Origin of the sequence: Jeotgalicoccus marinus DSM 19772, from assembly GCF_000425825.1 — a bacterium.
GTDB classification, from domain to species: domain Bacteria; phylum Bacillota; class Bacilli; order Staphylococcales; family Salinicoccaceae; genus Jeotgalicoccus; species Jeotgalicoccus marinus.
Map to the genome: position 1 here is coordinate 101212 of NZ_AUEE01000007.1, position 25741 is coordinate 126952.

General features: G+C 35.8%; 28 protein-coding genes and 1 riboswitch. Of the genes, 19 read left to right on the top strand and 9 right to left on the bottom strand.

What is annotated here, in order from left to right; all coding sequences use genetic code 11:
- The first annotated feature begins 22 nt into the window (after positions 1–22).
- On the top strand, positions 23–1432 hold the full coding sequence (gene menE / locus H624_RS0105340; protein ID WP_026866656.1) for an o-succinylbenzoate--CoA ligase: 1410 nt from the start codon (positions 23–25) through the stop codon (positions 1430–1432).
- Here the strand turns inward: menE and yidD are convergent.
- A complete protein-coding gene (gene yidD, locus H624_RS0105345; RefSeq protein WP_026866657.1) occupies positions 1422–1661 on the bottom strand; it encodes a membrane protein insertion efficiency factor YidD in 240 nt (79 codons plus the stop codon). The genes menE and yidD overlap by 11 nt on opposite strands.
- A 74-nt stretch (positions 1662–1735) precedes the next feature.
- On the opposite strand from yidD, the gene ytkD reads away from it, so the two are divergent.
- On the top strand, positions 1736–2194 hold the full coding sequence (ytkD, locus tag H624_RS0105350; RefSeq protein WP_026866658.1) for an RNA deprotection pyrophosphohydrolase: 459 nt from the start codon (positions 1736–1738) through the stop codon (positions 2192–2194).
- A 56-nt stretch (positions 2195–2250) separates the two neighbouring features.
- Here the strand turns inward: ytkD and pckA are convergent, their stop codons facing one another.
- The gene (pckA, locus tag H624_RS0105355) at positions 2251–3825 is read right to left on the bottom strand and encodes a phosphoenolpyruvate carboxykinase (ATP) (RefSeq protein WP_026866659.1); all 1575 of its coding nucleotides are present in this window, start codon (positions 3823–3825) and stop codon (positions 2251–2253) included.
- Positions 3826–4035: 210 nt separating this feature from the next.
- A riboswitch (SAM riboswitch) is annotated at positions 4036–4138 on the top strand.
- Positions 4139–4233: 95 nt separating this feature from the next.
- Between pckA and metK the strand changes: the two genes are divergently transcribed.
- The 3 genes from metK to H624_RS0105370 all read left to right on the top strand — a co-directional run bounded on the left by metK (position 4234) and on the right by H624_RS0105370 (position 7810).
- On the top strand, positions 4234–5418 hold the full coding sequence (gene metK, locus H624_RS0105360; RefSeq protein ID WP_026866660.1) for a methionine adenosyltransferase: 1185 nt from the start codon (positions 4234–4236) through the stop codon (positions 5416–5418).
- A 28-nt stretch (positions 5419–5446) separates the two neighbouring features.
- A complete protein-coding gene (locus tag H624_RS0105365; RefSeq protein WP_026866661.1) occupies positions 5447–6355 on the top strand; it encodes a nuclease-related domain-containing protein in 909 nt (302 codons plus the stop codon).
- A gap of 75 nt (positions 6356–6430) precedes the next feature.
- A complete protein-coding gene (locus tag H624_RS0105370; protein WP_026866662.1) occupies positions 6431–7810 on the top strand; it encodes an NAD-dependent succinate-semialdehyde dehydrogenase in 1380 nt (459 codons plus the stop codon).
- Positions 7811–7844: 34 nt separating this feature from the next.
- On the opposite strand, the gene H624_RS0105375 is transcribed toward H624_RS0105370, so the two are convergent.
- Positions 7845–8081: a hypothetical protein gene (locus H624_RS0105375; RefSeq protein WP_026866663.1), complete on the bottom strand. Its 237-nt coding sequence runs from the start codon at positions 8079–8081 to the stop codon at positions 7845–7847.
- A gap of 183 nt (positions 8082–8264) precedes the next feature.
- On the opposite strand from H624_RS0105375, the gene H624_RS0105380 reads away from it, so the two are divergent.
- From H624_RS0105380 to H624_RS0105410, 7 genes are all read left to right on the top strand, one after another.
- Positions 8265–8903, top strand: a complete 639-nt coding sequence (locus H624_RS0105380; RefSeq protein ID WP_026866664.1) for a DUF2975 domain-containing protein — start codon at positions 8265–8267, stop codon at positions 8901–8903.
- Positions 8904–8914: 11 nt separating this feature from the next.
- A complete protein-coding gene (locus H624_RS0105385; RefSeq protein ID WP_026866665.1) occupies positions 8915–9127 on the top strand; it encodes a helix-turn-helix domain-containing protein in 213 nt (70 codons plus the stop codon).
- Between the two features lie 67 nt (positions 9128–9194).
- Positions 9195–10040: a patatin-like phospholipase family protein gene (locus H624_RS0105390; protein ID WP_026866666.1), complete on the top strand. Its 846-nt coding sequence runs from the start codon at positions 9195–9197 to the stop codon at positions 10038–10040.
- Positions 10041–10118: 78 nt separating this feature from the next.
- The gene (locus H624_RS0105395) at positions 10119–10697 is read left to right on the top strand and encodes a GNAT family N-acetyltransferase (RefSeq protein ID WP_026866667.1); all 579 of its coding nucleotides are present in this window, start codon (positions 10119–10121) and stop codon (positions 10695–10697) included.
- 64 nt (positions 10698–10761) lie between these two features.
- On the top strand, positions 10762–11430 hold the full coding sequence (locus H624_RS0105400) for a GOLPH3/VPS74 family protein (protein WP_026866668.1): 669 nt from the start codon (positions 10762–10764) through the stop codon (positions 11428–11430).
- A gap of 224 nt (positions 11431–11654) precedes the next feature.
- Positions 11655–13397 (top strand): purple acid phosphatase family protein, encoded by a 1743-nt coding sequence (locus H624_RS0105405; protein WP_051220493.1) that lies wholly within the window; start codon positions 11655–11657, stop codon positions 13395–13397.
- A gap of 201 nt (positions 13398–13598) precedes the next feature.
- Positions 13599–15128: a Na+/H+ antiporter NhaC family protein gene (locus H624_RS0105410; protein WP_026866670.1), complete on the top strand. Its 1530-nt coding sequence runs from the start codon at positions 13599–13601 to the stop codon at positions 15126–15128.
- Positions 15129–15166: 38 nt separating this feature from the next.
- Here the strand turns inward: H624_RS0105410 and H624_RS0105415 are convergent, their stop codons facing one another.
- Positions 15167–16072 (bottom strand): aminoglycoside phosphotransferase family protein, encoded by a 906-nt coding sequence (locus tag H624_RS0105415; protein ID WP_051220490.1) that lies wholly within the window; start codon positions 16070–16072, stop codon positions 15167–15169.
- Between the two features lie 67 nt (positions 16073–16139).
- On the opposite strand from H624_RS0105415, the gene H624_RS0105420 reads away from it, so the two are divergent.
- The 3 genes from H624_RS0105420 (at position 16140) to H624_RS0105430 (ending at position 18906) form a co-directional block, all read left to right on the top strand.
- Entirely contained in the window at positions 16140–16877 is a 738-nt protein-coding gene (locus H624_RS0105420; protein ID WP_026866672.1) for a DUF429 domain-containing protein, read from the top strand.
- Positions 16878–16946: 69 nt separating this feature from the next.
- Entirely contained in the window at positions 16947–18185 is a 1239-nt protein-coding gene (locus tag H624_RS0105425) for a M20 family metallo-hydrolase (protein WP_026866673.1), read from the top strand.
- Positions 18186–18279: 94 nt separating this feature from the next.
- A complete protein-coding gene (locus H624_RS0105430; RefSeq protein WP_026866674.1) occupies positions 18280–18906 on the top strand; it encodes an LbetaH domain-containing protein in 627 nt (208 codons plus the stop codon).
- 183 nt (positions 18907–19089) lie between these two features.
- On the opposite strand, the gene H624_RS0105435 is transcribed toward H624_RS0105430, so the two are convergent.
- The 4 genes from H624_RS0105435 to H624_RS0105450 all read right to left on the bottom strand — a co-directional run bounded on the left by H624_RS0105435 (position 19090) and on the right by H624_RS0105450 (position 21411).
- Positions 19090–19452 (bottom strand): fluoride efflux transporter FluC, encoded by a 363-nt coding sequence (locus tag H624_RS0105435; protein WP_026866675.1) that lies wholly within the window; start codon positions 19450–19452, stop codon positions 19090–19092.
- On the bottom strand, positions 19445–19810 hold the full coding sequence (locus tag H624_RS0105440; RefSeq protein ID WP_026866676.1) for a fluoride efflux transporter FluC: 366 nt from the start codon (positions 19808–19810) through the stop codon (positions 19445–19447). Before H624_RS0105440 ends, H624_RS0105435 begins: the two co-directional genes overlap by 8 nt.
- A 17-nt stretch (positions 19811–19827) precedes the next feature.
- Entirely contained in the window at positions 19828–20814 is a 987-nt protein-coding gene (locus H624_RS0105445; protein WP_026866677.1) for a proline dehydrogenase family protein, read from the bottom strand.
- 93 nt (positions 20815–20907) lie between these two features.
- A complete protein-coding gene (locus H624_RS0105450; protein WP_026866678.1) occupies positions 20908–21411 on the bottom strand; it encodes a gamma carbonic anhydrase in 504 nt (167 codons plus the stop codon).
- Positions 21412–21490: 79 nt separating this feature from the next.
- Between H624_RS0105450 and H624_RS0105455 the strand changes: the two genes are divergently transcribed.
- The gene (locus H624_RS0105455) at positions 21491–22300 is read left to right on the top strand and encodes an alpha/beta hydrolase (RefSeq protein ID WP_026866679.1); all 810 of its coding nucleotides are present in this window, start codon (positions 21491–21493) and stop codon (positions 22298–22300) included.
- Here H624_RS0105455 and mnmM read toward each other — a convergent pair.
- Positions 22297–22842 (bottom strand): tRNA 5-(aminomethyl)-2-thiouridylate-methyltransferase MnmM, encoded by a 546-nt coding sequence (gene mnmM, locus H624_RS0105460; protein ID WP_026866680.1) that lies wholly within the window; start codon positions 22840–22842, stop codon positions 22297–22299. The two genes, H624_RS0105455 and mnmM, sit on opposite strands and share 4 nt — an antisense overlap.
- A gap of 51 nt (positions 22843–22893) precedes the next feature.
- On the opposite strand from mnmM, the gene H624_RS11665 reads away from it, so the two are divergent.
- From H624_RS11665 to H624_RS0105475, 3 genes are read left to right on the top strand one after another with little or no spacing between them, the layout of a single operon-like run.
- On the top strand, positions 22894–23640 hold the full coding sequence (locus H624_RS11665; protein ID WP_035856151.1) for an ABC transporter ATP-binding protein: 747 nt from the start codon (positions 22894–22896) through the stop codon (positions 23638–23640).
- Positions 23615–25174 carry an ABC-2 transporter permease gene (locus H624_RS0105470; RefSeq protein WP_026866681.1) on the top strand — a complete coding sequence of 520 codons (1560 nt, stop codon included), beginning with the start codon at positions 23615–23617 and terminating at the stop codon, positions 25172–25174. The genes H624_RS11665 and H624_RS0105470 overlap by 26 nt, the downstream gene beginning before the upstream one ends.
- Positions 25175–25178: 4 nt before the next feature.
- Positions 25179–25640, top strand: coding sequence for a methylated-DNA--[protein]-cysteine S-methyltransferase (locus H624_RS0105475; protein WP_051220491.1), 462 nt, complete (start codon positions 25179–25181; stop codon positions 25638–25640).
- The last annotated feature ends 101 nt before the right edge of the window (positions 25641–25741 follow it).

Genomic DNA, 25741 nt, shown 5'->3' on the forward strand with positions numbered 1-25741 from the left:
GGGTGTTTTTGAGGTGATTTAAATGTCATATAAATGGCTAGAATCTGCTATGTTGGAAAATCCAGACAAGCTAGCGGTTAAATATAAAGATAAGACTTTAAACTACAGACAGTTATATATGAAATCACATGAGTTGTCGACTCACCTAGAAACTTTAAATCAAAAAAGAGTCGGGCTTTTAATCGATAACTCTTTGGACTCAGTGATTCTAATACATGGTCTAATGTTACATGGTGTAGAAATGGTATTATTAAATACACGTTTAACTGGTCATGAAATTAGATCACAGCTTGATGATGTCGTTGTTGATACAGTCATTACGACAATTCAAGCTGAGATACCCGATACTAAAATAATTCATTTTGATGAGCTGTATGACTTGCCATCAGCAACTGCAATGGTGAATCAACCAGATGCGGATGATATATTATCCATTATGTTTACTTCAGGTACCACAGGGCGTTCAAAAGCGGTCCCACAAACCTATGGAAATCACCAGGCATCACATAATAATTGCCAGAATGAAATGAATTATAATGAAGACAGTGTATGGATGATGGTCAATCCAATTTTTCATATTTCAGGATTGTCAGTTATGTTTAGAACTGTAATGAGTCAAAGTACTTTAATTTTAGTTAATAAATTTGACCCTGAATCTGTGTGGTCAATCTTAGAAAATGAAAAAGTTAGCCATACTTCAATGGTTCCTGTGATGCTAAAACGCTTATTAAAATTTAAAGGTAAACACTGCCTTGAAGGCATACTGTTAGGTGGGGCGAGTACAACACCTAAATTGTTAAAAACAGCAATCGACCAAGGATTACCTGTCTATAATTCATTTGGTATGACTGAAACTTGCTCTCAGATTGTTCAAATATCCTCCAATGACAAAAACATTCTAAATGGTACAGTGGGGAATATTCATACTACTGCGACTAAAATCAAGCTAGATGAATCAACCCATGAACTCCTAATTAAAGGAGACTCTGTCGTTAAAGAATACTTAAATGCAGATATGAATCATACAGATGGATATTTCAATACAGGAGACGTCGCGAGTATTGACGATGACGGATACATTTATATTCTTGATCGTCGTAATGATTTAATTATTAGTGGTGGCGAGAACATTTATCCGAAAGAAATAGAAGATGTTGTCTATATGCTTGATGAAGTGAATCGCTGTGTGGTTATTAAAAAAGATGATGACGAGTGGGGGCAGGTTCCCGTTTTACTTTTAGAAGAACCTGTAGATAAGCCCCGTCTATTAAATCATCTTTATGAGCATTTAGCGAAGTATAAAATTCCAAGAGAAATACACTATGTTGATGAGATTAAATTAACATCAACTGGAAAGATATCTAGAACAATTAATAGAAATATGTTTCTAGACCTAGATGAAAAGGTATTGAAAGATGATACTAAGATTTAGATTTTTTCTTCTTTGTATTTACTGGTACCGGATCGAACCCACCTTCATGGAAGGGATGACATTTAAGAATACGCCTTGTTGCTAAGTACGACCCTTTGATTGCGCCATGTTCATTTATAGCATCGATTGCATAATTTGAACAAGTCGGGTAAAAACGACAAGTTGGCGGTGACATGGGGGAAATATTTTTTTGATAGAAATGAACTGCTCTGATTAGAATTTTTTTCATTAGTCAATCACCTTTTAATAGTAGTACAGTTATTGTAGGCCGATAATACGTAGACTGCAAGGGGAGGAGTTTAAATGAAAACATTTAAAGACTTTAAAGGACGCGATGTTACCTTAAAATATGAGTATGTCGATCAGACAGATCATGTGCTAATTATTCCTAAACTTAATAATCAGTTTCTGTTGACGCATCATAAAGAAAGAGGATTAGAATTTCCCGGTGGTAAAGTTGAACAAGGAGAATCACTTGTTGAAGCAGCTCAAAGAGAGCTGTATGAAGAAACAGGTGGTTTGGTAGTAAACTTACATTTCGTTGGAACATACACAGTAAATGACGGTGAAGATACCTTTAGTAAAGCCGCATTCTGTTGTAACATAGAACGCTTGGATGGACTACAAGATTATCAGGAAACACTAGGACCTAAGTTAGTCACACAAATAGAAGATATTGATGATGAAGATAAAAGCGAATTGTTAAAAGATGAATGTATTCTTCATCTATATAATGAAGTAAGAGAACATGGTTGTCAGTAAAATAAACGGACCCAACAAAGAATAATTGTTGGGTCCGTTTTGTATCTAATTATTGTTTAAAATCCGCCTTTAGCTGCAATTTCTGCAGATTCTTCACCGAATTTTTTGAAGTTCTCAATGAATTGATCTTTAAGTGCTTCTGCTTTTTCATTATAAGCATCTTTTGATTCCCAAGTATTAGCAGGCGCTAAAATTTCTTCAGGAACACCTGTGACAGCAGTAGGGATAGATAATCCGAAGACATCATCTTTAACAAATTCACCAAGTTCTAATTCACCGCTGATTGCACGTCTAACCATAGAACGAGTGTGTTTGAGATCCATACGTTTACCAACGCCGTACTCTCCGCCAGTCCATCCTGTGTTAACCAGGTAGACGTTAACATCATGCTTATCAATTAAGTCACCTAGCATATTTGCATAGACTGTTGCATGTAATGGTAGGAACGGTGAACCGAAACCTGTTGAGAATACTGGTTGTGGAGACGTGACACCACGTTCTGTACCTGCAAGTTTCGATGTAAATCCACTCAAGAAGTGATACATTGCTTGGTCTTTAGATAACTTAGAGATAGGTGGTAATACACCAAATGCGTCTGCAGTTAGGAAGACAATTGTTTTCGGGTGACCTGCAACTGATGGAATACGTGCGTTATCGATATGGTTAAGTGGGTAAGCGGCACGTGTGTTTTCAGTTAATGCATCATCATCATAATCCGGATTACCTTCTTCATCAATAACAACATTTTCTAAAACAGAGCCAAATTTGATTGCTTCAAAAATTTCGGGCTCTTTTTCTTTTGATAGGTTGATTGTTTTAGCATAGCAACCACCTTCAATATTGAATACACCATCTTCATTCCAGCCGTGCTCATCATCACCGATTAAATCACGTTCAGGATCTGCAGAGAGCGTCGTCTTACCTGTACCAGATAGACCGAAGAATAGTGCAACGTCCTTGTTCTCACCGACATTTGCACTACAGTGCATACTCATTACACCTTGTTCAGGTAATAAGAAGTTCATGATAGAGAAGATGGATTTCTTCATTTCTCCACCGTACTCAGTACCACCAATAAGAATAATTTTCTTCTCTAAGGAAACGAGTACAAATACTTCTGATTTTGTACCATCTACAGCAGGATCTGCTTTAAAAGTTGGTGCAGAGACAATTGTAAATTCAGCGTCGATTGCTAATGCTTCTTCCTTAGTCTCAGGACGAATAAACATAGTTTTAGCAAACATGTTGTGCCAACTAAATTCATTAACAACTTGTAGTTTTAGTTGAGTCTGAGGATCAGCACCAGCATAGCCATTAAAAACAAATAACTCTTCTTTTTCATTTAAGTATGTAGTCACTTTTTCAAACAAATTGTCGAATATTTCTTCAGAAATCGGTTGGTTAACTTCTCCCCAATCGACTTTATTTTCAGATACGCTATCTTTTACGACAAAACGATCTTTAGGGCTACGGCCTGTATATTCACCAGTTTGAGCACGCAGGGCACCAGTGTTTGTTAATGTAGCTTCACCACGTCGTAAAGAAGCCTCTACTAGTTCACTGTTTGATAGTTGTTTGTGTGTTGAGGATTTAGCGACTAAGTCCTCGATTAAACTCTTGTGATTAACCATGATTCGCCTCCAAAAATATTTGAATTAAAACGCATTATTTAGAAATTAGTATAACACATTACTTTTTACGATAACACTATAATAAGAGTACATCTATAAGTAATGATGCACATTTCTAATTTAAGAAATAAATTTAACTTATTATATTAGTTTGATTTGGTCTAAATCTTGATTATCACATATCAATATTGTAATATATAGCTAAGTTATCTCTTATCAAGAGGTGGTGGAGGGATCAAACCCTGTGAAGCCAGAGCAACCTCCTTTTCAAGAAAGGTGCTAAAGAATGCAGAGTAATTCTGAGCGATAAGGGAAAAGGGCGAGCCTTTTTCTCTATGTTTATGTGGAGAATAAGGCTTTATTTTTTGCTTTAGGAGATAGCTAATTTAGCTATAAAGGAGAATTTTAATGTCAGAAAGAAAGTTATTTACATCAGAGTCAGTCACAGAGGGACACCCAGACAAAATTGCAGATCAGATTTCTGATGCGATTTTGGATGCGATTTTAGAAGGTGACCCATATGCGAGAGTGGCATGTGAAACTGTAGTTAATACAGGACTTGCTTTAATTGTAGGGGAAATCAGTACTGAGACTTATGTAGATATTCCTAAGACAGTTCGTGAAACTGTTAAGGAAATAGGCTACGTGGATGCTAAGTATGGTTTTGATTATAAGACGATGTCAGTATTAACTGGTATTGATGAACAGTCAGAAGATATCGCGGTTGGTGTTAACAATGCTTTTGAAACGAGAGAATCACAAGGGGTTTCAACTGGTGCAGGTGACCAAGGTCTAATGTTCGGATTTGCAACGAACGAAACGAAAGAGTTTATGCCTTTACCAATTGCACTTGCTCACAAAATTTCAAGACGTCTAACAGAAGTAAGAAAAGATAAGACGATTTCTTACTTAAGACCAGACGGTAAGTCCCAAGTGACAGTTGAATATGATGAAGCGGGTCAGCCGCTCCGTGTAGATACGATTGTTATCTCAACCCAACATCATGAGAACATACCTGCTTCTGAAATATATGATGATTTATTAGAGCATGTGATTAAAGCAGTTGTACCTGAACATCTTTTAGATGATGAAACTAAATACTTCATCAATCCAACAGGTCGTTTTGTAATCGGTGGCCCACAAGGGGATGCTGGCTTAACGGGTCGTAAAATTATAGTGGATACTTACGGCGGATATGCACGTCATGGTGGTGGTGCATTCTCTGGAAAGGATCCAACAAAAGTGGACCGTTCAGCAGCTTACGCAGCCCGTTATATTGCTAAAAATATTGTAGCGAGTGGTATTGCTGATAAGTGTGAAATCCAATTAGCATATGCAATTGGTGTATCTCAACCAGTATCTATCTCTGTTGATACATTTAAAACGGGACAATATGATGAAAATAAAATTGTTGAAGTCATTAGAGCGCTGTTTGATTTGTCACCAGATGGAATAATAGATATGTTAAACTTAAGAAAGCCAATTTATAAACAGACTGCAAGCTATGGCCATTTTGGGCGTTCGGACATTGACTTACCTTGGGAAAGATTAGATAAGGTCGATGCGCTTAAAGAATTATTAAGAAATCGCTAGGTGAGCACTGTTGGAAAGTAGGAATGTTATGAACACGGAAATCTTTACTAATCCCATTTTTATTGCGATTGCTGTCGTTCTTCTTATAGTAGTAATCTGGTTTTTAGTTTATTACTTTAAACATCGCAATCAAGTGAAAGTTGTTGAAAACAATCACGCTAAGGAAAAAGAATCTTTAGTACAGAAGTACGAAAGTGAACATGAAGCAGAAAGACTTGAGCACAAAAAAGAATTATCGAATTTAAATGAGAAGTATTATAATGATACGACTTTACTCGATAACAAATTATCAAGTTTACATCAGTTCTCAGTAGACAAAGGTGAATATTTAACAGACTTAGCTTTGATTCAGTTAAAAGATAAGTTGGTCAAAGATGAGAAAATCCGCGAATCCGATATGATTATCTTATCTAATGTATTCCTACCTTCACGAAATTATACGAATACACGTAAAATCGACCATTTAGTTTTAACACGTACAGGTATCTACTTGATTGATTCTAAGTATTGGAGTGGACACATTTTACATGGTGTGAATGAAGCACAATTTGAAACAGTGCCTTATGTAGAATCATTCTTCGACTTACTCGATCTAGATAAGAAACGAGAACAAACATTAATCTTCGAAAAGGCAGATCAGAAAAACGTATCTGTTAATCATTATAATGGTGTCATCGATGAGACGAAGATTACTGCAGAGAAGCTTAAAAACAAGTTGAAATTACAATACGATATCGTACCGATTATATATTTTAATCCTAAAGATAATGGTAACTATTCAATTACAAACTACTCAGAAGATCCATCAATCCGTGTAATTGTCGGCCAAGAAGACCTAGAAGCATTCTTCTTGAAATATGTTTTCCATGGCAGATTCCAATACACGGTTAAAGACTTAGATGAAATTGCAGATGCAATTTTAGAACAGAGCCTGTGATCTTAAATTTTGTAAATTGAAAATAATCGTCCTATAATTATTTATAGGACGATTTTATTTTTGGAGGGAAAAACAATGTCAGAAGAAATTATTGTAATTAATCCCGCAACAAGAGAAGAAATTGGGAAAGTGCAGAAAGATAGTCAAGATGATATAGAAAAGAAAATAGACTTAGCAGATGAGACTTTTAAATCATTTAAGAAACTCACTGCCTATGAAAGAGCCGATTTACTTTTTAAATGGGCTGACAAAATTGATAAAAATAAAGAAGAAATTGCAGAACTTGTAACGAAAGAAGGCGGAAAACCGCTAACTGAAGCGCTGGGTGAAGTCGACTATGCAAACAGTTATATTAGATATTACGCAGAAGAAGCTAAACGTATATATGGACGTACAGTACCTTCTTCAAAAGAAAACAACCGTATCGTTGTTACGCGCCATCCGATTGGTGTCGTTGCGGCAATCACACCATGGAACTTCCCAGTTGCAATGATGGCCAGAAAAGCGGCTCCAGCAGTAGCAGCGGGAAATACCTTTATTGTAAAACCGGCTAGTGCGACACCATTATCCGCAATGAAATTTATTGATTTAGCATTAGAAGCAGGTTTTGACAAAGGTGTAATACAGTACGTCAATGCCTCTGGTAAAGATGCTGGTGAGATATTTACAAAATCTGATAAGATTATGAAACTCACATTTACAGGCTCAACAGCAGTAGGTAAAAAACTAATGAGTGACGCATCTGTAACTGTTAAAAATGTAACGATGGAGCTAGGAGGACATGCACCATTAATTGTTCATAAGGATGCAGATATTGACAAAGCTGTAGAAGGTACGATTGCCTCCAAATTCAGGAACTCGGGACAGACTTGTGTCTGTGCAAATAGACTGTATGTTCACGAAGATGTTCTAGAAGAATACACAGAAAAACTTACAGCAAAAGTTAAAGAGTTAAAAATGGGTAATGGTATGGAAGACGGAGTAAAAATTGGGCCTTTAATTGATGAAGATGGCTATGATAAGGTCATGAATCAATTAGAAGATGCGATCAGTAAAGGTGCGAAAGTTGAAACTGGTGGACAAGGTAATAAAGAAGCAGGTTACTTCATAGAACCCACAGTCCTTTCTAATGTCAGCGATGACATGTTGTGTATGAAAGAGGAAACTTTTGGACCACTTGCCCCGATCCAAAGCTACAGTAACTTAGATGAGGCAGTGGCCAAGGCAAATGGTACAGAATTTGGTTTAGCTGCATATTACTTCACTGAAAACTATGCGACGGGTGTGTATTTAACAGATGTCTTAGATTTCGGGGTGCTCGGTTGGAATAACGGTGCACCTAGTGCTGCAAATATTCCATTTGGTGGCCTAAAAGAAAGTGGCGTCGGTAGAGAAGGTGCAATTGAAGGTTTAGAACCTTACACTGAAACAAAAGTGACCTCAATTAATTTGTAAAATATAGTAAAAGGAACGGATCTTAGTAAAAATACTAAGATTCGTTCCTTTTGTTTTTCTTATTTCTGTAGTTTGCCTCGTCTTTACGCGCAATTTCTTCATCTTTTTTCACATTTGAACGAAAGCCAAGTGAGAGTAAAGCAACAAGGGCTGGCATGACAATGGTACTTGCCCAGTTTATACCATCTAAAAACATAATTTGAACAATGACGATAACTACAAATACTAATATGTACATATAAATGAGACGGTTAATATTTTCTTTATTCATGAAAGCTCCTTTGTAAGCGTATACTTATGTTACTTTTATTTTCTCAATAAACGCTTAGCATAGCAATAAATTAATTATATAACACGAATAAAATTAATTATTTAATGATAAACATTAAAAATATATTGATTTAAGTTAAATTTTGTTGTATATTTAAGTTACCAAAAAAACAGGAGGTATATTATGACTAATCAAATCGTTTCACACAAGCGCTTTAAAGCACTAGTTTCTGTTGTGTATGTCATCTCGCTAATCGCATTAATACTTGTAGGTATCGCAACATTGGCAACCTTAGTCGCAAGTTTCGTACTTATTATGGTACCCGTCGATTCATTAATGAATATTTTGAGCAGTATACCCGCAAATTTTACATTTGAAGGAGAAGGGTTTTCACTCGCCATTACAGATGATTTACTATCATCCGTGACTCTAGACAAAACTTTACTTGTTATTACTGCATTTGTTTCAACACTCAGTATCGTACCGATGTTTCTAATTATCTATTTCTTAAATAGATGGTTGAATAATTTACGTAAAGGGGATATCCTTGTTCCCAAAAACAGCAAGTACATTGAGTATATCGGTTATAGTTTCGTATTATTATCACTAATGGAAACACTATTAACTTATTTTTCATCCACTTTAGTGTCGAACGCTTTAGCTATGTCTTCACTACCAGTTGAAGTTGCAGAGTTTCTAAATATTGATAGTACTGTGAGCTTTAACTTCATAACAATTTTTGCAGGTATTCTAATTTGGATTATTGCCAAAACGATGCAATATGGCGCCTTTCTCCAAGATGAATATGATGCAACGGTCTAGGAGGGTGAAAGATGATAGTAGTGAGATTAGATAGAATGCTTGCAGATCGTAAGATGGCTTTAGGTGAACTGGCAGAAAAAGTTGGAATTTCAAATGTTAACTTATCAAACTTAAAAACAGGAAAAGTAAAAGCCATTCGTTTTTCCACCTTAGATGCGATATGTAAAGCTTTGGAGTGCCAACCTGCAGATATTTTAGAATATGTTGAAGATGAATCTGAATAGGTGACCAAGAAATAAATTTTATGATACCTTGTAATTAAATAGATATAAAGACAAGGAGCAATAGGTTATGTCAAAAGCAGGTTTAGTTTTAGAAGGCGGAGCAATGCGAGGCATATATTCTGCTGGGGTACTCGAATGTTTTTTAGAAGACAAGATTAATTTCCAGTATGTCATCGGTGTATCTGCAGGTGCGTGTATGGCTGCTTCTTATCTGTCAGATCAAAGTGGACGTAATAAGCGCGTTAACATTGATTTCGTAAACGATAAACGTTATTTATCGTATAAGAACTTGTTTTTAAAAGGTGAGTTATTTGGCATGGATTTCATATTTGATGAAATTCCCAACAATATTGATCCATTAGATATAAGAAGAATCATCGATGGTCCTGAAGAATTCGTTATTGTAACGACGGATTGTCAGACAGGTGAACCTGTATATTTTAACAAAGACGATTATGATGTGGATACTCTAGGGAGTTGTTTAAGAGCCTCCAGTTCAATTCCATTTTTCGCACAGCCAGTAGATGTCGGGGGTAAAATGATGTTCGACGGCGGAATTTCAGATCCAATTCCACTCGTTAAATCAGAGAGTGATGGTAATGAGAAGAATATTGTTGTTTTGACGAAACCTAGAGGTTACTATAAAAAACCGAGTCGAGCAGCGAGTGTAATATCATATAAAAAGTACCCAAAGATTGATGAGCGTATTAGAGTACGATATAAACATTATAATGAACGTTTAGCATATATTTTTGATGAAGAGAAAAAAGGCAATGTTTTAGTCATTGCACCGAGCGTAGATACAGGTGTCGGTCGTACGACGCGTAATAAAGCAAAACTTGAACAGCTCTATAAGCTCGGTTATAAGGATGCTAAAGCAAAATTGAATGATATAAAATCATTTTTGGTGTAAGTCTCAGTAATACTGGGACTTATTTTTTTGTGTGTTAAAATATAAGAATAAAAATTTGAAATTGAGGGGAAGAAATTAATGGAAATAAGAGCATTTCAACCGACTGATGAACAAGGATGGGTCAGATGTAGAGTATTATCTTTTTTAGATACCCCTTACTTTGACGATGTTCACCCATCTAAAGAACAATATGAAAATAAGGCGATTGAATTGGTCGCAATTAAGGATAACCAAGTTGTGGGTTTAATTGATATAGAATGTGATTCTGAAGATGAAAAAATATGTTCACTCGATGAGGGCATAGGTGGAATGATTTGGCATCTTGCAGTACATCCTGATTATCAAAACCAGGGCATTGGTCTAGCTTTAATGGAACAAGCAGACGTAGAAGCTGCAAAAATTGGCTTAAACTACTTAGAGGCATGGACGAGAGAAGAAGGCAATTCACATCTATGGTTTGAAAGAAATGATTATATTAAAGAAAGTGAATATTATCACTTGTACTTAAGCTATGATGATATGGCACATAATGTGAAACCAGAAGATGATACATTAATACCAATGTATATGTTCGCGCATTATACAGGAGAAAATATTGAGCAGTTTTCCGAGATTGAACGACAATATAAGTGTGTATGTTATGTGAAACAACTTTAAAATTGTTTACTTAAACACCAAGAATGGTAATGATAAATAATAATAATACTCTGGAGGTGTAGATATGTTCACTATAGCAGAAGCTCTCATTCTTTTAGGTACAGATGATGAAAAAGGTACAGCAAATATATCATCTTCCATAGATTACGGCTTAAGTGGGGCGGTACTTGCAGAACTCGCTTTAGAAGAAAAAATAGAATTAGTCGATGATAAGGTAACAGTAATAGATGATTCTCTCACAGATGTATCTTATTTTGATACAGTTATTAAAGAGATCAACGATTCTAAAAGAAAGAAAAAGATGGATCATTGGATTAGTCATTTTGCGAATAATAAAGATGCGCTAAAAACGCCTATTTACTTATCTCTAGTTGACAAGGGAATTCTTAAAGAAGAAGAGAAAACTTCATTATTTATATTTACCTCTAATGTCTATCCAACAATCAATGAAAAGCCAGAGAATCAAATTAGAAATCATGTCAATGATGTAGTATTTAAGGATATGAGTCCAGACCCTAAAATAGCAATGTTATTGTCTCTAATTAAAGCATGTGATCTAGTCAATGAAGTCTTCGGTAAGGAAAATAAAAAAGAAGCAAATAAACGTTTAGATGATATTGTTGAGAATAATGAATATGGGAAACTCGTTTCCAAGTCTATCGAAGATATTGAAGCGGCAATTCTAATTGCAGCAACAACGGCAGTCACAACGACAACGATAATTAATAATTAGATGTACTTTTAAAAAGTTAAGAACCCATCAAAGATGTTACTATCTTCTTTGATGGGTTTCTAATTTTTCCATATTAAGACAACTTTACATAATGTTAAAATGCCATAAATGTTATTTCGTTACACTTGTATTGAAGACAAATACAGGAGGGTATCATTTATGAACATTGTTTTTTACGAGATAGGCAATTTAGCTTAAAATTGGCTATTTTATTAGCAACAGTTATGCTCATTTTTTCAGCGTTATTCGCACCGAGTACACAAGCTGCCGGAGGCGGACAACCAAGTGAATCAACAGAAGAATCTGCTGAGTTTACACCTGAATTAACGGAAGGAAAACCTGAAGTTGCAGAAGTACCTGTAAATAATACACCAAACCGTATTATTACAACTTTCAATGGGGATACATCTTCAGAGATGGCATTCAACTGGTATACAACTGATCAATTTGAAGATGCTAAAGTTTGGGTTTCAAAATCAGGGAATTTTGATGACACTTTAGAATTTGAAGCGACACCAAGTGAAGTAACTTCTCACTATGGTGAACGAGATGCAAATGGAAATTACATATTTGCTCAAGTAAAAGAAGATGAAGAAGTAGAACCTGTTGAAGACGAGAACGGTGAACCTATCATCGAAGGATATTATACTGATGCACAAGCTCACGGTGATGAGTGGATGAACGGAGATTATGGTCACATGGAACTGACAGATGTGACTGAATACTCATACAAAGCGACTGCAACAGGTCTTGAGCCAAATACAGACTACTATTACTATGTCGGTAGTGAGTCTGGTGAAATTAGTGAAACTGGAACGTTTAAAACATCTGGACAAGCTGGAGACCCATTCAAGTTTGTTCACTATACAGATACACAAAATGCATTCTGGAATGAAAATGTAAGAAATGAAGCGGCGTTTGGGGCAAATACTTTAATGAATGCACTACAAACTGCTGGTGATGCAGACTTCGTACTTCACACTGGTGATGTTGTAGAAGTCGCTGAAGTAGAAGATGAATGGATAGACCTATTTGAACAATCTCGTCCTTATTTTATGCAAGCTGCGATGTCGGTTGCAGCAGGTAACCATGATGAGTATGCCTTAAATTATGGTGACGATCCACTTACTGAGAAATTTAATGAACATATTAATGTTCCTGTAACGAACGATAAAGTCGACGGCGGTTCATATTATTCAATGGACTATAACGGCGTGCACTTTGTAACTTTAAATACAAATGACAACAAAGAATCAGAAGATAATCCAGAAGGTAAAGCAATCGGTGAAGAACAGATGGCTTGGTTACGTGAAGATGTAGAACAAGCACGTGCCAATGGAGCGGAGTGGATTGTGCTTAATTATCATAAGCCACTTTACTCTAAGTCTTATCACTCACTACAAGATGAAGATGTTCAGAAAGTCAGAGAAGAATTAACAGCTCTAATTGATGAACTGGATATTGATTTAGGACTACAAGGACACGACCATGTTATCTCTAGAACACATTCATTAACACATGTACCAAGTGATGAAAACTTCTCTAATGCTGAAGTTGAGGATGTTAACACTTTTGTAGGGGATAACGGAGTAGAATATATGGAAAATCCTGATGGTACGGTATATGTTCTACCTAACACAGGTGGTACTAAAGAATATGACGATGTTTATTCTAAAGGTGTAGATCACTTACACGAAGTTAGACCAGATCTTGATTGGATGACAGAAGAAGATGTAGACTATTACAATAGCTTATTCGGATTTGGTGGCCAACCTCAAGAAACTGATGCCTTTGAAGATTCACATTCAAACAATCGTGATTCATCAAGTCAGAACTTCGCAATATATGAAGTTGAAGGCAACGAGATGATTGTAAGTATGTATCAGTTAAGTGGAGATTTCTTATTAGGTGAGGAAAGAACTGTAGAACTCGTAGATCAATTCGGAATACAAAATGGTGGAGAATAAAATAACATAATGAATTATTTTGGCTAGCGTGAAAATCTTGAAATTCAGATTTTCACGCTATTTTTGTATTATTTTAGAAGAATACAGGTAGATGAATGATGACACTGTCACGATTAGTGAAAATTTAAAATTAATGTTTTCATTACTAGCACACTAAGGTATGATTAGAAATTATAATATAAATATAGAAGGTGTATATAAGTGGAATATGGGCTATTATCGTTGTTACCACCTTTATTAGCGATTATTATTGCGATTTTAACGAAGCAAACAGTGGTCGCTTTATTTTTAGGTGTATGGTTTGGTGCAACAGTAATTAACAATTGGAATCCTGTTTTAGGTTTTACATATACGATTAATGATGTCATGGTCCCGTCTATTGCGGATTCATGGAATGCTGCGTTAATTCTACTCGTAGTCTTTACAGGAGGTTTCATTAATATTTTGAGGAAAACTGGGGCAGGACAAGCCTTTGCGGAATTTACAACTAAAAAGGTGAATACACGTAAAAAAGGACAGAACTTCGTATTTGGGAGCGCCTTTCTATTTTCCTACACAGAGCCGGTACTAATTTTAGGTACAATTACGCGCCCAGTAACAGATAAGTTAAACATTTCTAGAGTGAAACTAGCTTACATAATTGACTCAATGGGTAGTCCCTTAGCAGCTATGTCACCGATTAGTGTTTACGGTCCATTTATTACTGGAATTATCGGAACGCAGTTAACGGCTTTAGCTTTAACAGATAATCCATGGACCTTATTTGTACAGATGATTCCATTTAATCTATATGGAATATTTGCGATTATCGGAGTCTTGTTCGTTATTAACATGAACTTAGATATCGGTCCAATGTATAAGGCTGAAAAACGTGCCATTGATACAGGGAAATTATATGGTGACAATGACAAACTTATGATTAACGCAGATGAAGACCAAGACGATCAACAACCAGCAGATATCTTCTCATTCGTTATTCCTTTACTCTTACTTTTCACAGGAATATTTGGTGTAATCTTTTGGACAGGTGATATCGCTACGAATGGTTTTGTAGATGCTTTCTTGAATGCAAACATCATATTTGCAATAACGACTGGCTTTTTCTTAGGTAGTGTCGGAGCAATGGTTTATGCAATACTTCGCTATAAAATGTCTTTACAAACATTGTTAAACGACTGGGTAGATGGCTTTATGCAAGTGATGATTGTACCTGTAATTTTAGTGATGGCTTGGTCCATAGGTGGGATTGCGACAACTATGGGCTTAGGTGAAGTCCTTGCACACTATGTTGGAAGTTTCTTACCTGGATTTATTGTACCAGTGGTTATCTTTATTTTAGGTGCCTTAATTTCCTTTGCAACTGGTAGCTCATGGGGTGTATTCTCCATCATGATCCCAATTGCAATTCCAATGGCAAACGAACTTGATATGAGTTTAGCACTCGCTATAGGTGCATCAATATCTGGCGGACTCTTTGGAGATCACTGTTCACCGATTTCTGATACAAGTATCATGTCATCAACAGGTGCAGCAGCTGACCACATGGAGCACATTAGAACGCAGTTACCGTATGCATTAATTATTGCATTATCAGCAGCAAGTGGGTTCCTAATGACAGGTTTCACAGAAAACTCTATTTTAGGTATCATCACGACTGCTGCAGTGCTCGTCGGAATATTATTCACCTTGAATAGACGAGCAAAATCTAAAGATAAAACAGTTGAAATATAAGATAAAAGCCTTGAAATCAATAGATTTCAAGGCATTTTTTATGAAATATACCATGAGGGTATATAAGTATTAAAATTATCGTACCAAGTTAGTATCTGTTTAGCCTGAACTTTCATGACTTCAATTTGCTTATCTCCAAATGGAACTGCCCATGGTAATGAGGATAAAGTATTATTTGAAATATAAAGGATGAGTAAGTCCCAAAATATACTTGGAATATTATTATTAAAATAACCATCTACTCGACCACTGGCAAAATAAGAGCTGACCCCAGCACACCATACGATTCTATTAAATTCTTCATAAGGGTCACCAGTATCGTGACGGTCAAAATCAATAATATATATTTGACCTTTGTCATTTATTAACAGATTACCAACATGAAAGTCTCCGTGATGTTGGACGATAGGTGAATCCTTTAAAAGATAACGACGACTCTCAACAGCTTCTATAAATAAATCGCCATTTTCAAATTTAATATCACATTCTTCATAGGCCTTAATCTTTTTATCAATCTTTTTATTAAACCTATTTTCCCACCTATCTTCACTAAATAAATTCATCTCAAAATCATGAATGTGTCTTAAAATCTCACCAGCTTGAAGACCAATTTCGTATTGTTTTTCTTTTGATAAGGTCGGCAATACTACTTCTAAATCACGACCCTCAATCCAAGTCGTTAACAGATAATATTGTGTTTCTGAAAATTCTCCATGATCAATAACTTGATGTGTACGGATATTATTTGCCTTTGCTTGTTTTAAAAGAGAAATCATTTGAAGCATTCGTGCTTTATTTTTAATTGAAGTCAGTCTTAAAAGAAATTTGTCCCTACTCGTTTTTACTACATATTTACTATCGTCGGAAAAGCCCTTATCCAAAATTTCTACTTCTTGAATTTCTTCTATACTTAACAATACTTGAAGTTGTTTTATATTCAACATGAAAACTGCTCCAATCTGATTAGTGCTATAATTTTACCATAGATTAATCAGACGAAAGAGTAATATTATGAAGTACATCGGTGTGGATCTTGCTTGGACTTATAACAATGAAACAGGTATATGTGTCATCGACCATATAGGAAGAGTAGAATTTCTGGAATCTAAAATTTTTACTGATGAAGAAATAGTAGAAATGATTCAATTAGAGAGTAAATATGAATTAATGATTGGAATAGATGCGCCCTTAATTGTGAACAATGAAGGTGGTTCAAGGGATGCTGAGCGGTCACTATTAAAATCTAGAATCAATGGCTATAGAGTATATGCATTCAATTCTAACCGAACATTTTTAGAAAAGACTTTTAAAAGTATTAGAGGAGAGACGGTGAGTCATTTACTAGTGGATCAAATCCCAAATACATCTATAGGTCAAAAAAATTTTCACACGATTCAGGAGACTTTTCCAACCGGTATCTGTGCAGGCTTATTCCCAAATATCTACCCTGTGAATTATAAAAGAAAGAAAGGTATGACTTTTTCAGAGTCCCTTGACCGTATGGAAACCTTAATCAATGAAATAAAAAAATTTGAGGTACGTAGTATGATAAGTGGCTTCTCTGAAGTTTACCAGTATGATCGAAAAGATATGTCCGTTAAACATTATAAACATCTGGAAGATAAGATGGATGCCTTTTTATGCGCCTTAGCGATGTACTTAATTGATAACAACTATGCTTATGAACATAATTTTGGCAGTCTAGGAGAAGGATGTATTATCATTCCGGAACTAAAAATACAATTATAGTATTATATATTGATATAGTTGAAGTAAGAAGTCGTTTTGACAACTTATATAAGAAAAGGGGCTTAACAAATGGAGCATTTAAGAATAAATAAGGAAAGATTGTTAGATAGAATTAAGACATTGAGTAAAGTTGGAAGAAACGATGAGGGCCAATTAGTCAGGCTTGCTTTAACGGATGAGGACAAAGCGGGTAGAGATTTACTAAAATCTTGGTTTGAGTCATTAGGGTTAATTGTCCAATTGGATCAATTTGGTAATATGTTTGCAACTTGGCAGACTGATGAAAACAAAGATCAAAAACCATTGATGATAGGATCTCATATAGATTCAGTGATTGATGCGGGTATTTATGACGGTGTGCTTGGAGTGCTTTCGGGTCTTGAAGTCGTAGAGACTTTAAAAGAAAATCATTTTAAATCTCCTAGACCCATTACCATTGTTGCATTTACAAATGAAGAAGGTGTTAGATTTCCACCAAGTATGCTCGGTTCTTTAGTTTACTCTGGTGATCTAAACATTGATAAAGCACTCGATACAATCGGCATGGATGGAATGCGTATGGGTGATGAACTAGAGCGCATCGGCTATAAAGGGGACAATGAACCCGGCTTTATTAAACCCGAGTGGTATCTTGAACTTCACATAGAGCAAGGGCCGATTTTAGAGAAAGAGAATGTACAGATTGGTGCAGTATATAATTTACAAGGGAATTCTAGAAGGGAAATCATTTTTACTGGTGAAGCAAACCACGCAGGGTCAACACCGAATTATTTAAGAAAAGATCCAATGCAGGCTTTTGCATATTTTTCATCGAGATTATATAACTACATAAATGATAATAAATTGGCAACAGTTGCAACGATCGGCTCAATTCAATTAGAACCCAATGCTGCAACGATCATTCCATCTAAAGTGACCTTTACTTTAGATATGAGAAGCCCTGAAGATGAAGGGTTTAATGAAGCACAAGAATTTGTTAGAGGGTTATTAAAAGAAATTGAGGCACAGGGTGAAATTGGTGTAAAGGCAACAGAATTTGCCATTTTTGAGCCAGTTGTGTTTGACGAAATGCTAGGGGATACAATTACGGAGTCAGCTAGGGATTTGAATTTAACTGTTAAAAGAATGATTTCAGGTGCTGGTCATGATGCTCAAATGATTAACAGAATTGCACCATCAGCCATGATTTTTGTGCCTAGTAAAGATGGTGTGAGTCATAATCCATTGGAATATACTTCCGATGAGGAAATTGATGATGGTGCGAATGTGCTTTTAAAAACGTCTATGAATCTTTTATCGAAAAAATAATTTAACTGTAATTACATGATATTCACGACACCTTTACAATGTTCAACTTGGCAACAAGTTAAGATATAAGAAAGCGAACTTGTGGAGGGTCAAGATGAATATTTCAGATAAGCAATTGGGTCATGAAGTTACAGTACATGATCACGCTAAGATTACTAACAGTGAGTTTGGAATTTACACTGAAGTTGGTATGTATAATTTTCTAGAGAATAGTACTTTTGGAGATTTTTCTTATACAGGACAATTTTGCTTCGTGCAAAACACAGAGATCGGGAAGTATTCTAACATTGCAGCAATGGTGAGAATCGGGCCGACGGATCACCCCTATGAGAGACCAACCTTACATCACTTTACTTATAGAAGAAAAATGTACGGCTTTAGTGACACGGATGATGAGCAGTTTTTTGAGCATAGAGAAAGTCGTAAAACAGTTATTGGTCATGACACGTGGATTGGGCATGGTGCAATCATTTCCCCAGAAGTGACCATCGGTCACGGTGCTGTGATTGGCGCAGGTGCAGTGGTGACAAAAGATGTAGAACCCTATGCAATTGTTGTCGGTGTTCCGGGTAAACAAATTAAGAAGCGGTTTAGCGATGATATCATTGAAAAATTACTGAAAATAGAATGGTGGCACTGGTCATATGACAAAGTAAAAGAAAATCTTGATGACTTTTACTTACCAATCGAAGAATTTGTGAATAAACACTATGAAGACTAGAAAAAGTGGATGAAGCTTCTTATTATAAGAAGCTTCATTTACTTTCATATTGAGCATATATTTTTTTGATGTTGCTCCTTTAAGAGTATAGGGGTCTAACGTCATTTTGACGTTGAGCTTCAAAGTGCCTTGGAGTCTAACACTATTTTGGCGTTGATTCCCTGACTCCCACAACCAACTAAATCAAACAAACATATTACCCACAATTAAACCAAAAGCAATACCAGCGAGTGTGAAGAAGATGCTGGCTAGGGAGTATTTAAAGAATAGAACGGTTTTCTTTTCTCTCAACAAGTCGAATTGGTCTAAGGCGAACTGGGAATAGGTTGTGAATCCGCCTAAAAATCCTGTTGTGATGACGAAGTAGTACTGTGAATTTGCGAGTAAGATCATAGCGGATAAGCCCATCAAAAATGAGCCTATAACATTGACTGCGAGTGTACTGAATGGTATTTCTTTTTCTTTGAACACGCTTAAATTCGAAATGTATACGCGCAAGCAAGCACCAAGTGCTGCAGCGACGAGCATGGTAATTAAATTAATCATTGACCTTTTTCCCTCCTAGAGTGAATCCTAAAAAGACTGCGATTAGCCCTAGGAAAAGATTAATTGCTAAATAAACCATGAAAACCAAATAATCCCCATAAGACAACAGGAGATATTGTTCATAAGACAACAGTGAAAAAGTCGTAAAGCTACCTAAGAATCCTTTAATCCAAAATGCAGTTTTACCAGCACTCATGTCTTTTGCGATTAGAAAACCAATCAACAAGGCACCAGCGATATTTACGATTAAAGTCCCTGTGAAAAAGGGGAGGGCGAGGTTTAGAGTTCCGATTGACAATAAAAAGCGTAGGAGTGCACCGAGCATTGCACCTACGCCTATTTTTATATAATTATTCATAAAAATCCTATCTTTATTTATTTTTTAAGTAATTTCACGAGACCAGAAACCACAATTAGGGCAGCGACACCGATGGCACCTGCTCTAAAGCGTTTGCTCTTCGTCACTGACTTCACGACTAGGTTTAAGTTTTGAGGTCTCTCAGCTAAACGTCTCATGAAGTATGCATACCAATCCGTACCAAATGGTACATACACACACATGTTATAGCCGCGTTTTACTAACTCTTCTTGATATTCCTTACGGAAACCATATAGCATTTGGAATTCAAATTTATCTTTTGGGATATTCTGAGTTTCAATAAAACGAATCGATTTTTCTATAATGTTATGATCATGTGTTGCAATTGATGTAAAACCTTCACCTTCAACTAAATGTGTTTTAATAATTTCAAAGAACGATTGATCAATGTCATTTTTTGACTGATACGCCAAAGTTGTCGGCTCTTTATAGGCACCTTTAACTAAGCGAATGCGCTGATCTTTATATTTTCTTACATCTTTCTTCGCATCATAAAAATATGCTTGAATGACTGTACCTACATTATCAAATTCTTTAAGTAACTTATCGAGAATTCTCATAGATGGTTCTTTGGATACATAATTCTCCATATCCAAGTTAACGAACATATCCGTTTTCTTAGCAGCTTCAATAATCTCTCTTATATTTTGGTAGCAAAATTCTTCATCTATATGCAATCCAATTTGAGAAAGTTTTACCGAAGGGTAGGCACTTGCACCTTTATCTTGTACTGCTTTAATCATTTTTATTATGTTATTTTTCTCTGTAGTTGCCTCTGACTTATCAGAAATAAACTCACCAAGGTTATCAAATGTAACACTCATACCTTGGTTGTTGATGTCATTTATACATTTAAGTGTATCTTCAACACCAGTTCCGCCAACGACTTTTTGTGCGCCAAAGCGTAACCCCATCTGCTTTGATGCGTCGTTTAAAACCTTATTTTCTGATAAACCAATAAATATGTCTCTTACTACTCCCATACTAATCCTCCTACAAGTAAAGCGTTTTCTTTTTATTGTTTAAAGCTATTATATATCCTTTTATAATATATTTGGTGTAAAAACTTTAAATTTTTAATTTTTATAATTTGGAATGTGACCAACGTATGTCTCGTTGATTCTCTTCATCTCTTCTAGGTCTTCTTCTGTGAGTTCTCGCACAACTTTTGCAGGACGTCCAAAAGCCATGGTATTTGGAGGAATGACTGTACCACCTGTGACTAAGGAGCCAGCACCTATAAAGGCATTTTCTCCAATAACAGCTTCATCAAGTATTGTTGAATCCATACCGACTAGTGCGCCTTTTTTAACTGTACAGCTGTGAAGGGTCACCTTATGACCAATCGTGACATTGTCTTCTAATGTCAGAGGTAGTCCTGGTGTTTGATGTAAGATAGAAAGGTCTTGAACATTAGTGTAATTTCCGATACGAACTGGTGCGATATCACCACGGATAACAGAACCGAAAAATACTGAAGAAAATTCTCCAATTTCAACATCACCGATAACGGTTGCATTTGGCGCAATAAAAGCATTGTCACTAATCTTTGGGCTGTGATTTTTGTAATCATGTATCATTTTAAATTTCCTTTCTTTTATGGAATGTTATAATGATTTCATCATATCAAATTTTAATTTTTTTGTAAGGAGACAGCATATGTGGAAGTGGGAAACTGAAAATGAAGCTAAGGGTGCTGTTGTTATCGTTCATGACTTATTAGAACATCATGAATATTACGATGCACTTACAGTCAAGCTTCGCCGAGATGGTTATCATGTCATCATTGGGGATTTACCAGGACATGGTCAAACGACGCGTGTAAATAAAGGGCATATTAATAATTTTGATCAATATACAGAACGTATCGCTGAATGGCATAACCTTGCCTTAGATTATGAGTTACCAACTTTTGTCATTGGCCAGGGCTTAGGTGGCTTGATTGCGATTGAAGCCACTCGGCAAGGAAGAATTCAGTCAGACGGATTAATCCTTTTAAATCCTCTCTTATCATTTAAACAATCATTCATGAATAGAAAAAATACTATTTTAACGAGTGTGCGTATGACGAGTGATGAAACAAGGTTTAATCCAGGGATTAAATTATCTTATTTTACTGAGGATAAAAACTTCCTAAACCGCTATAAAAAAGATGAACTTATCGTCGATAAGGTGAGTTATCAGTGGTATAAGACTGTCATCAATCAGATGAAGGAAACATCAGAGACTATGGAAGAAGTCGGTGATGTACCAATCCTATGCATCATGACAGATGACAATCAAATTATAAACCCATACTTATCAGCTAAGTATATGAAGCGTAACTTATCAGCTGATTTTAGATTTATAATGATGGAATCCAATGAACATAGTATTTTCCAACGTGAAGATATTGAATATCCATATTATCTCTTAGACCAGTTTATAAATACACAGCTCTTTAGTATCGGTTTAATTCCTAAAAACTAGGCTGATTTTTCTATCAGTAATAAGAACGGTGCATGATTTTTTTGGTTGATATATTTATATTCTAAAACTTGGCATGTATCTTGAGGCCACTTACTCAGTTCATTAATGAGTTGATCACGTTCTATTTTGCCGCTCTCATGTCCATGGTAGACCACAATGGCAATTCTGCCACCAACACTTAACAGGGTGAATAATTTATTAAGAGCGGTAACGGTGGTCTCAGGGATGGTTGTAATTGATTTATTTCCACCTGGGAGATAGCCGAGATTAAAGATTGCAGCTTTGATATTTTCTTGGATATATTGATCGACATTTTCATGACCATCTTGAATGAAGTGTATATTTGGTGCTGGATATTTTTCTTTAGCTTTTAAAATGGCATCTTTTTGTATGTCAAAGCTATAGACGGTGCCCTTAGGTACAAGAGACGATAAGAAATGACTATCATGGCCATTGCCACATGTCGCATCGACGACAAGGTCTGTCGGCTCAATAATTTCTTCTATATATTCTTTAGCAGTTGGTAGAATTTTTTTAAGCATAGTTTCATCCTTTCTCCTATTAATTTTATCACAAGAAATGAGGCACTTAGTATGATCGAAGTCTCTCAGCTTTCAAAAAAATATGGTGACAAGATAGCGGTCAATGATATTGACTTCAACGTCAAAAGTGGGGAGTTGTTTGCCTACCTTGGACCCAATGGATCAGGGAAGTCTACAACAATTAAAATGTTGACCGGCTTAGTTGAACCCACAAGCGGTATGATCGAAATATTTGGTAGTAAGATGGATTTAAATCAAGTAGATATAAAAAGACGGATGAGTTTTGTCCCAGATACACCGGATATTATGGGGAAATTGACAGGTTCTGAATACTTGAACTTTATTGCTAGTGTATATCAGATGGATGAAGTGGTTTATGAGAATAAACGAGACGAACTAACAAAAATGTTTGAAATTGATCAGGCACTTGGTACCTTAGTTGAGGAATATTCTCACGGTATGCGTCAAAAACTTGTCTTAACTGCTGCTCTCATGCATTCTCCTGAACTTTTATTCTTAGATGAACCGACAGTTGGACTCGACCCAAAGAGTAACCGTCTTTTAAAGGATTATTTAAAGGCCTATGTAAAAGCGGGTAACACGGTATTTCTAACCACACATACTTTAAGTTTAGCTGAAGAAATTGCAGATAGAATATGTATTATATATAATGGTGAGATTAAAATTACAGGGACACTAGAAGAGTTAAAAGATGGTAGTCAGGGTAGTCTAGAAGACATCTTCTTAAGTTTAACAGGTGGTGAAAAAGAAGATGCTAAAGCAGATACTGAAGCTTGAAACTAAATCTAAAATTAATTATCTCAAAGCCCTAGATACATCTAAAATACTCGTTTATGTTATTTTAGCTTTCATTATAATGATGGTGCTCTTGCCAATGATGTGGATGCTCATGAGTACATTCTTTATTAATGCAGAAGAAAGCTTGATTCCAAAAGCACTCATACTGCTCAGTTTAGCTGTACTCATCATACATGCTCTGTTCTTAGTCAACGGCATTATTAAAGAGATGTTTATGGACAAAAATATAGAATCCTATTTACTATTACCGATAAAACCAACTCATCTTTTTACGGCGAAGATGATTATACAATACGGCTTTAAAGTTTTCCCAATAAATTTAATTTTAGCAGTCATCGTTGGTGCTGCACTTACGATACGCTATAGTCATCCAGTGATACTCCTCAATAGTTTGATGTACTTTGTTGCACTTGGTGTACTAACCATAGCAGTATCTTATGGTTTGGTCTTTCTAGTGACTAAGATATCTTCTGCAAAAAGAGTAGGTGAGATCTTAACCCTTGTAGGCGGTTTTGCATCAGTACTACCATTTTTTATAATGACAATAGGTGGTCAGTACTTGATTCAAACTATAGAAATGATGCCAGAAATCAATTTTTTATATGCGGGATATCTTTATAAACCGTCACTAATAATGACGATAGTCGTAAACATCGCTCTCGTTTTACTGATTACAGCTTTAGTTCGTTTGACTGTTTCCAGTGTGACCCAAGCCTTCATTAAAGGGAATGTTAATGATAATGTGAATAGATACCATGGCAGTGTGAAAACGACTGTGGATCATCCAATAAAATCTCTAATTAAAAAAGATTTAAAACTGACCTTTCGTGACTTTAAGGAATGGTCTGTCGTCTTACCACAGTATTTATTTCCATTCATATTTCTATATTTAGTCGCCGCTAATCCTGTCATGTTTGGTGGGGTATTGAACCCAGATCAGGTTATAATTGCTATAGGTTTTGCAGGCGCTGTGATGATTTCACTTTTTGTGTCCGCGATGAACACCGCAAGAGACGCGAGTCATTATCAGTTTTTAAAGCTCTTACCAGTAAATGGATTGACTTTAATGCGTGCAAAGTATTTATATAATGTCATCACTATTCTACCGGTTTATGTAGTGCTCAGTGTTGTAATTTACTTCATTATTACACCGACATTGGCAGCCTTAATGTATACGATAATACTCTCAATTTTAACTGTCCTAACGGTTATACCCATAGGCATGGTAATCGGTTTAATGAGTCCGGTAGTCTCTAAAAAGAGCCCTGCCAACCGATTAGATACTGCGAGTAATGTGATTATTACAACAACCATTTTTGTCCTGGTTTTAGCCGTTGGTCGTATTTCGAGTTTAGTGTTTGAAGTTGTTGATGGTAATAATGTCATCAATCATCAAGCGATGTTTACTCTATTGATTTCCCTAACAGTACTATGTCTTGTTCTCGCTTATTTCTGTATTAGGAAAACTGCTAAGAAGCATAATGAGGGTTACAAAATAACTTATAAGGACTGATAATATGCCAGTGTACACTTATTATGAAAGATTCCCGGTTGGTTACTTACAAATCAAAGCGAATGATCAGGCAATCACTCACATTAATTACTGTGACGAAGCATCCGACAGTGATGTAAAAAATGCAGTACTTGATCAATGTGTCAATGAATTAAATGAATACTTTGAAGGTAAAAGAAAGCACTTTGATGTTCCAGTAGATTTTACTGGGTCGGGAACAGACTTTCAAAGAAGCGTATGGAAAGAATTAGCCCAAATACCATTTGGCCAAACAATTAGTTATAAAATGCTCGCCAATAGAATTTCAGGAAGTAATTATTCAAGGGCTGTTGCAAATGCAAATGGAAAAAATCCAATATCTATTATTATCCCATGTCACCGTGTTATTGCGAGTGATGGAGGATATGGGGGCTACACTGGTGGCTTAGATAAGAAGAAACTATTATTAAATATTGAGCAAGCTTGATAATTATGGAAGATTCGGATATATTAATACTATCAGAAGTAGTAACTGAAATTTTTATTTAAGCGAGCTGGTGGTTGGTGTAAACCAGTATGAAAATCAAG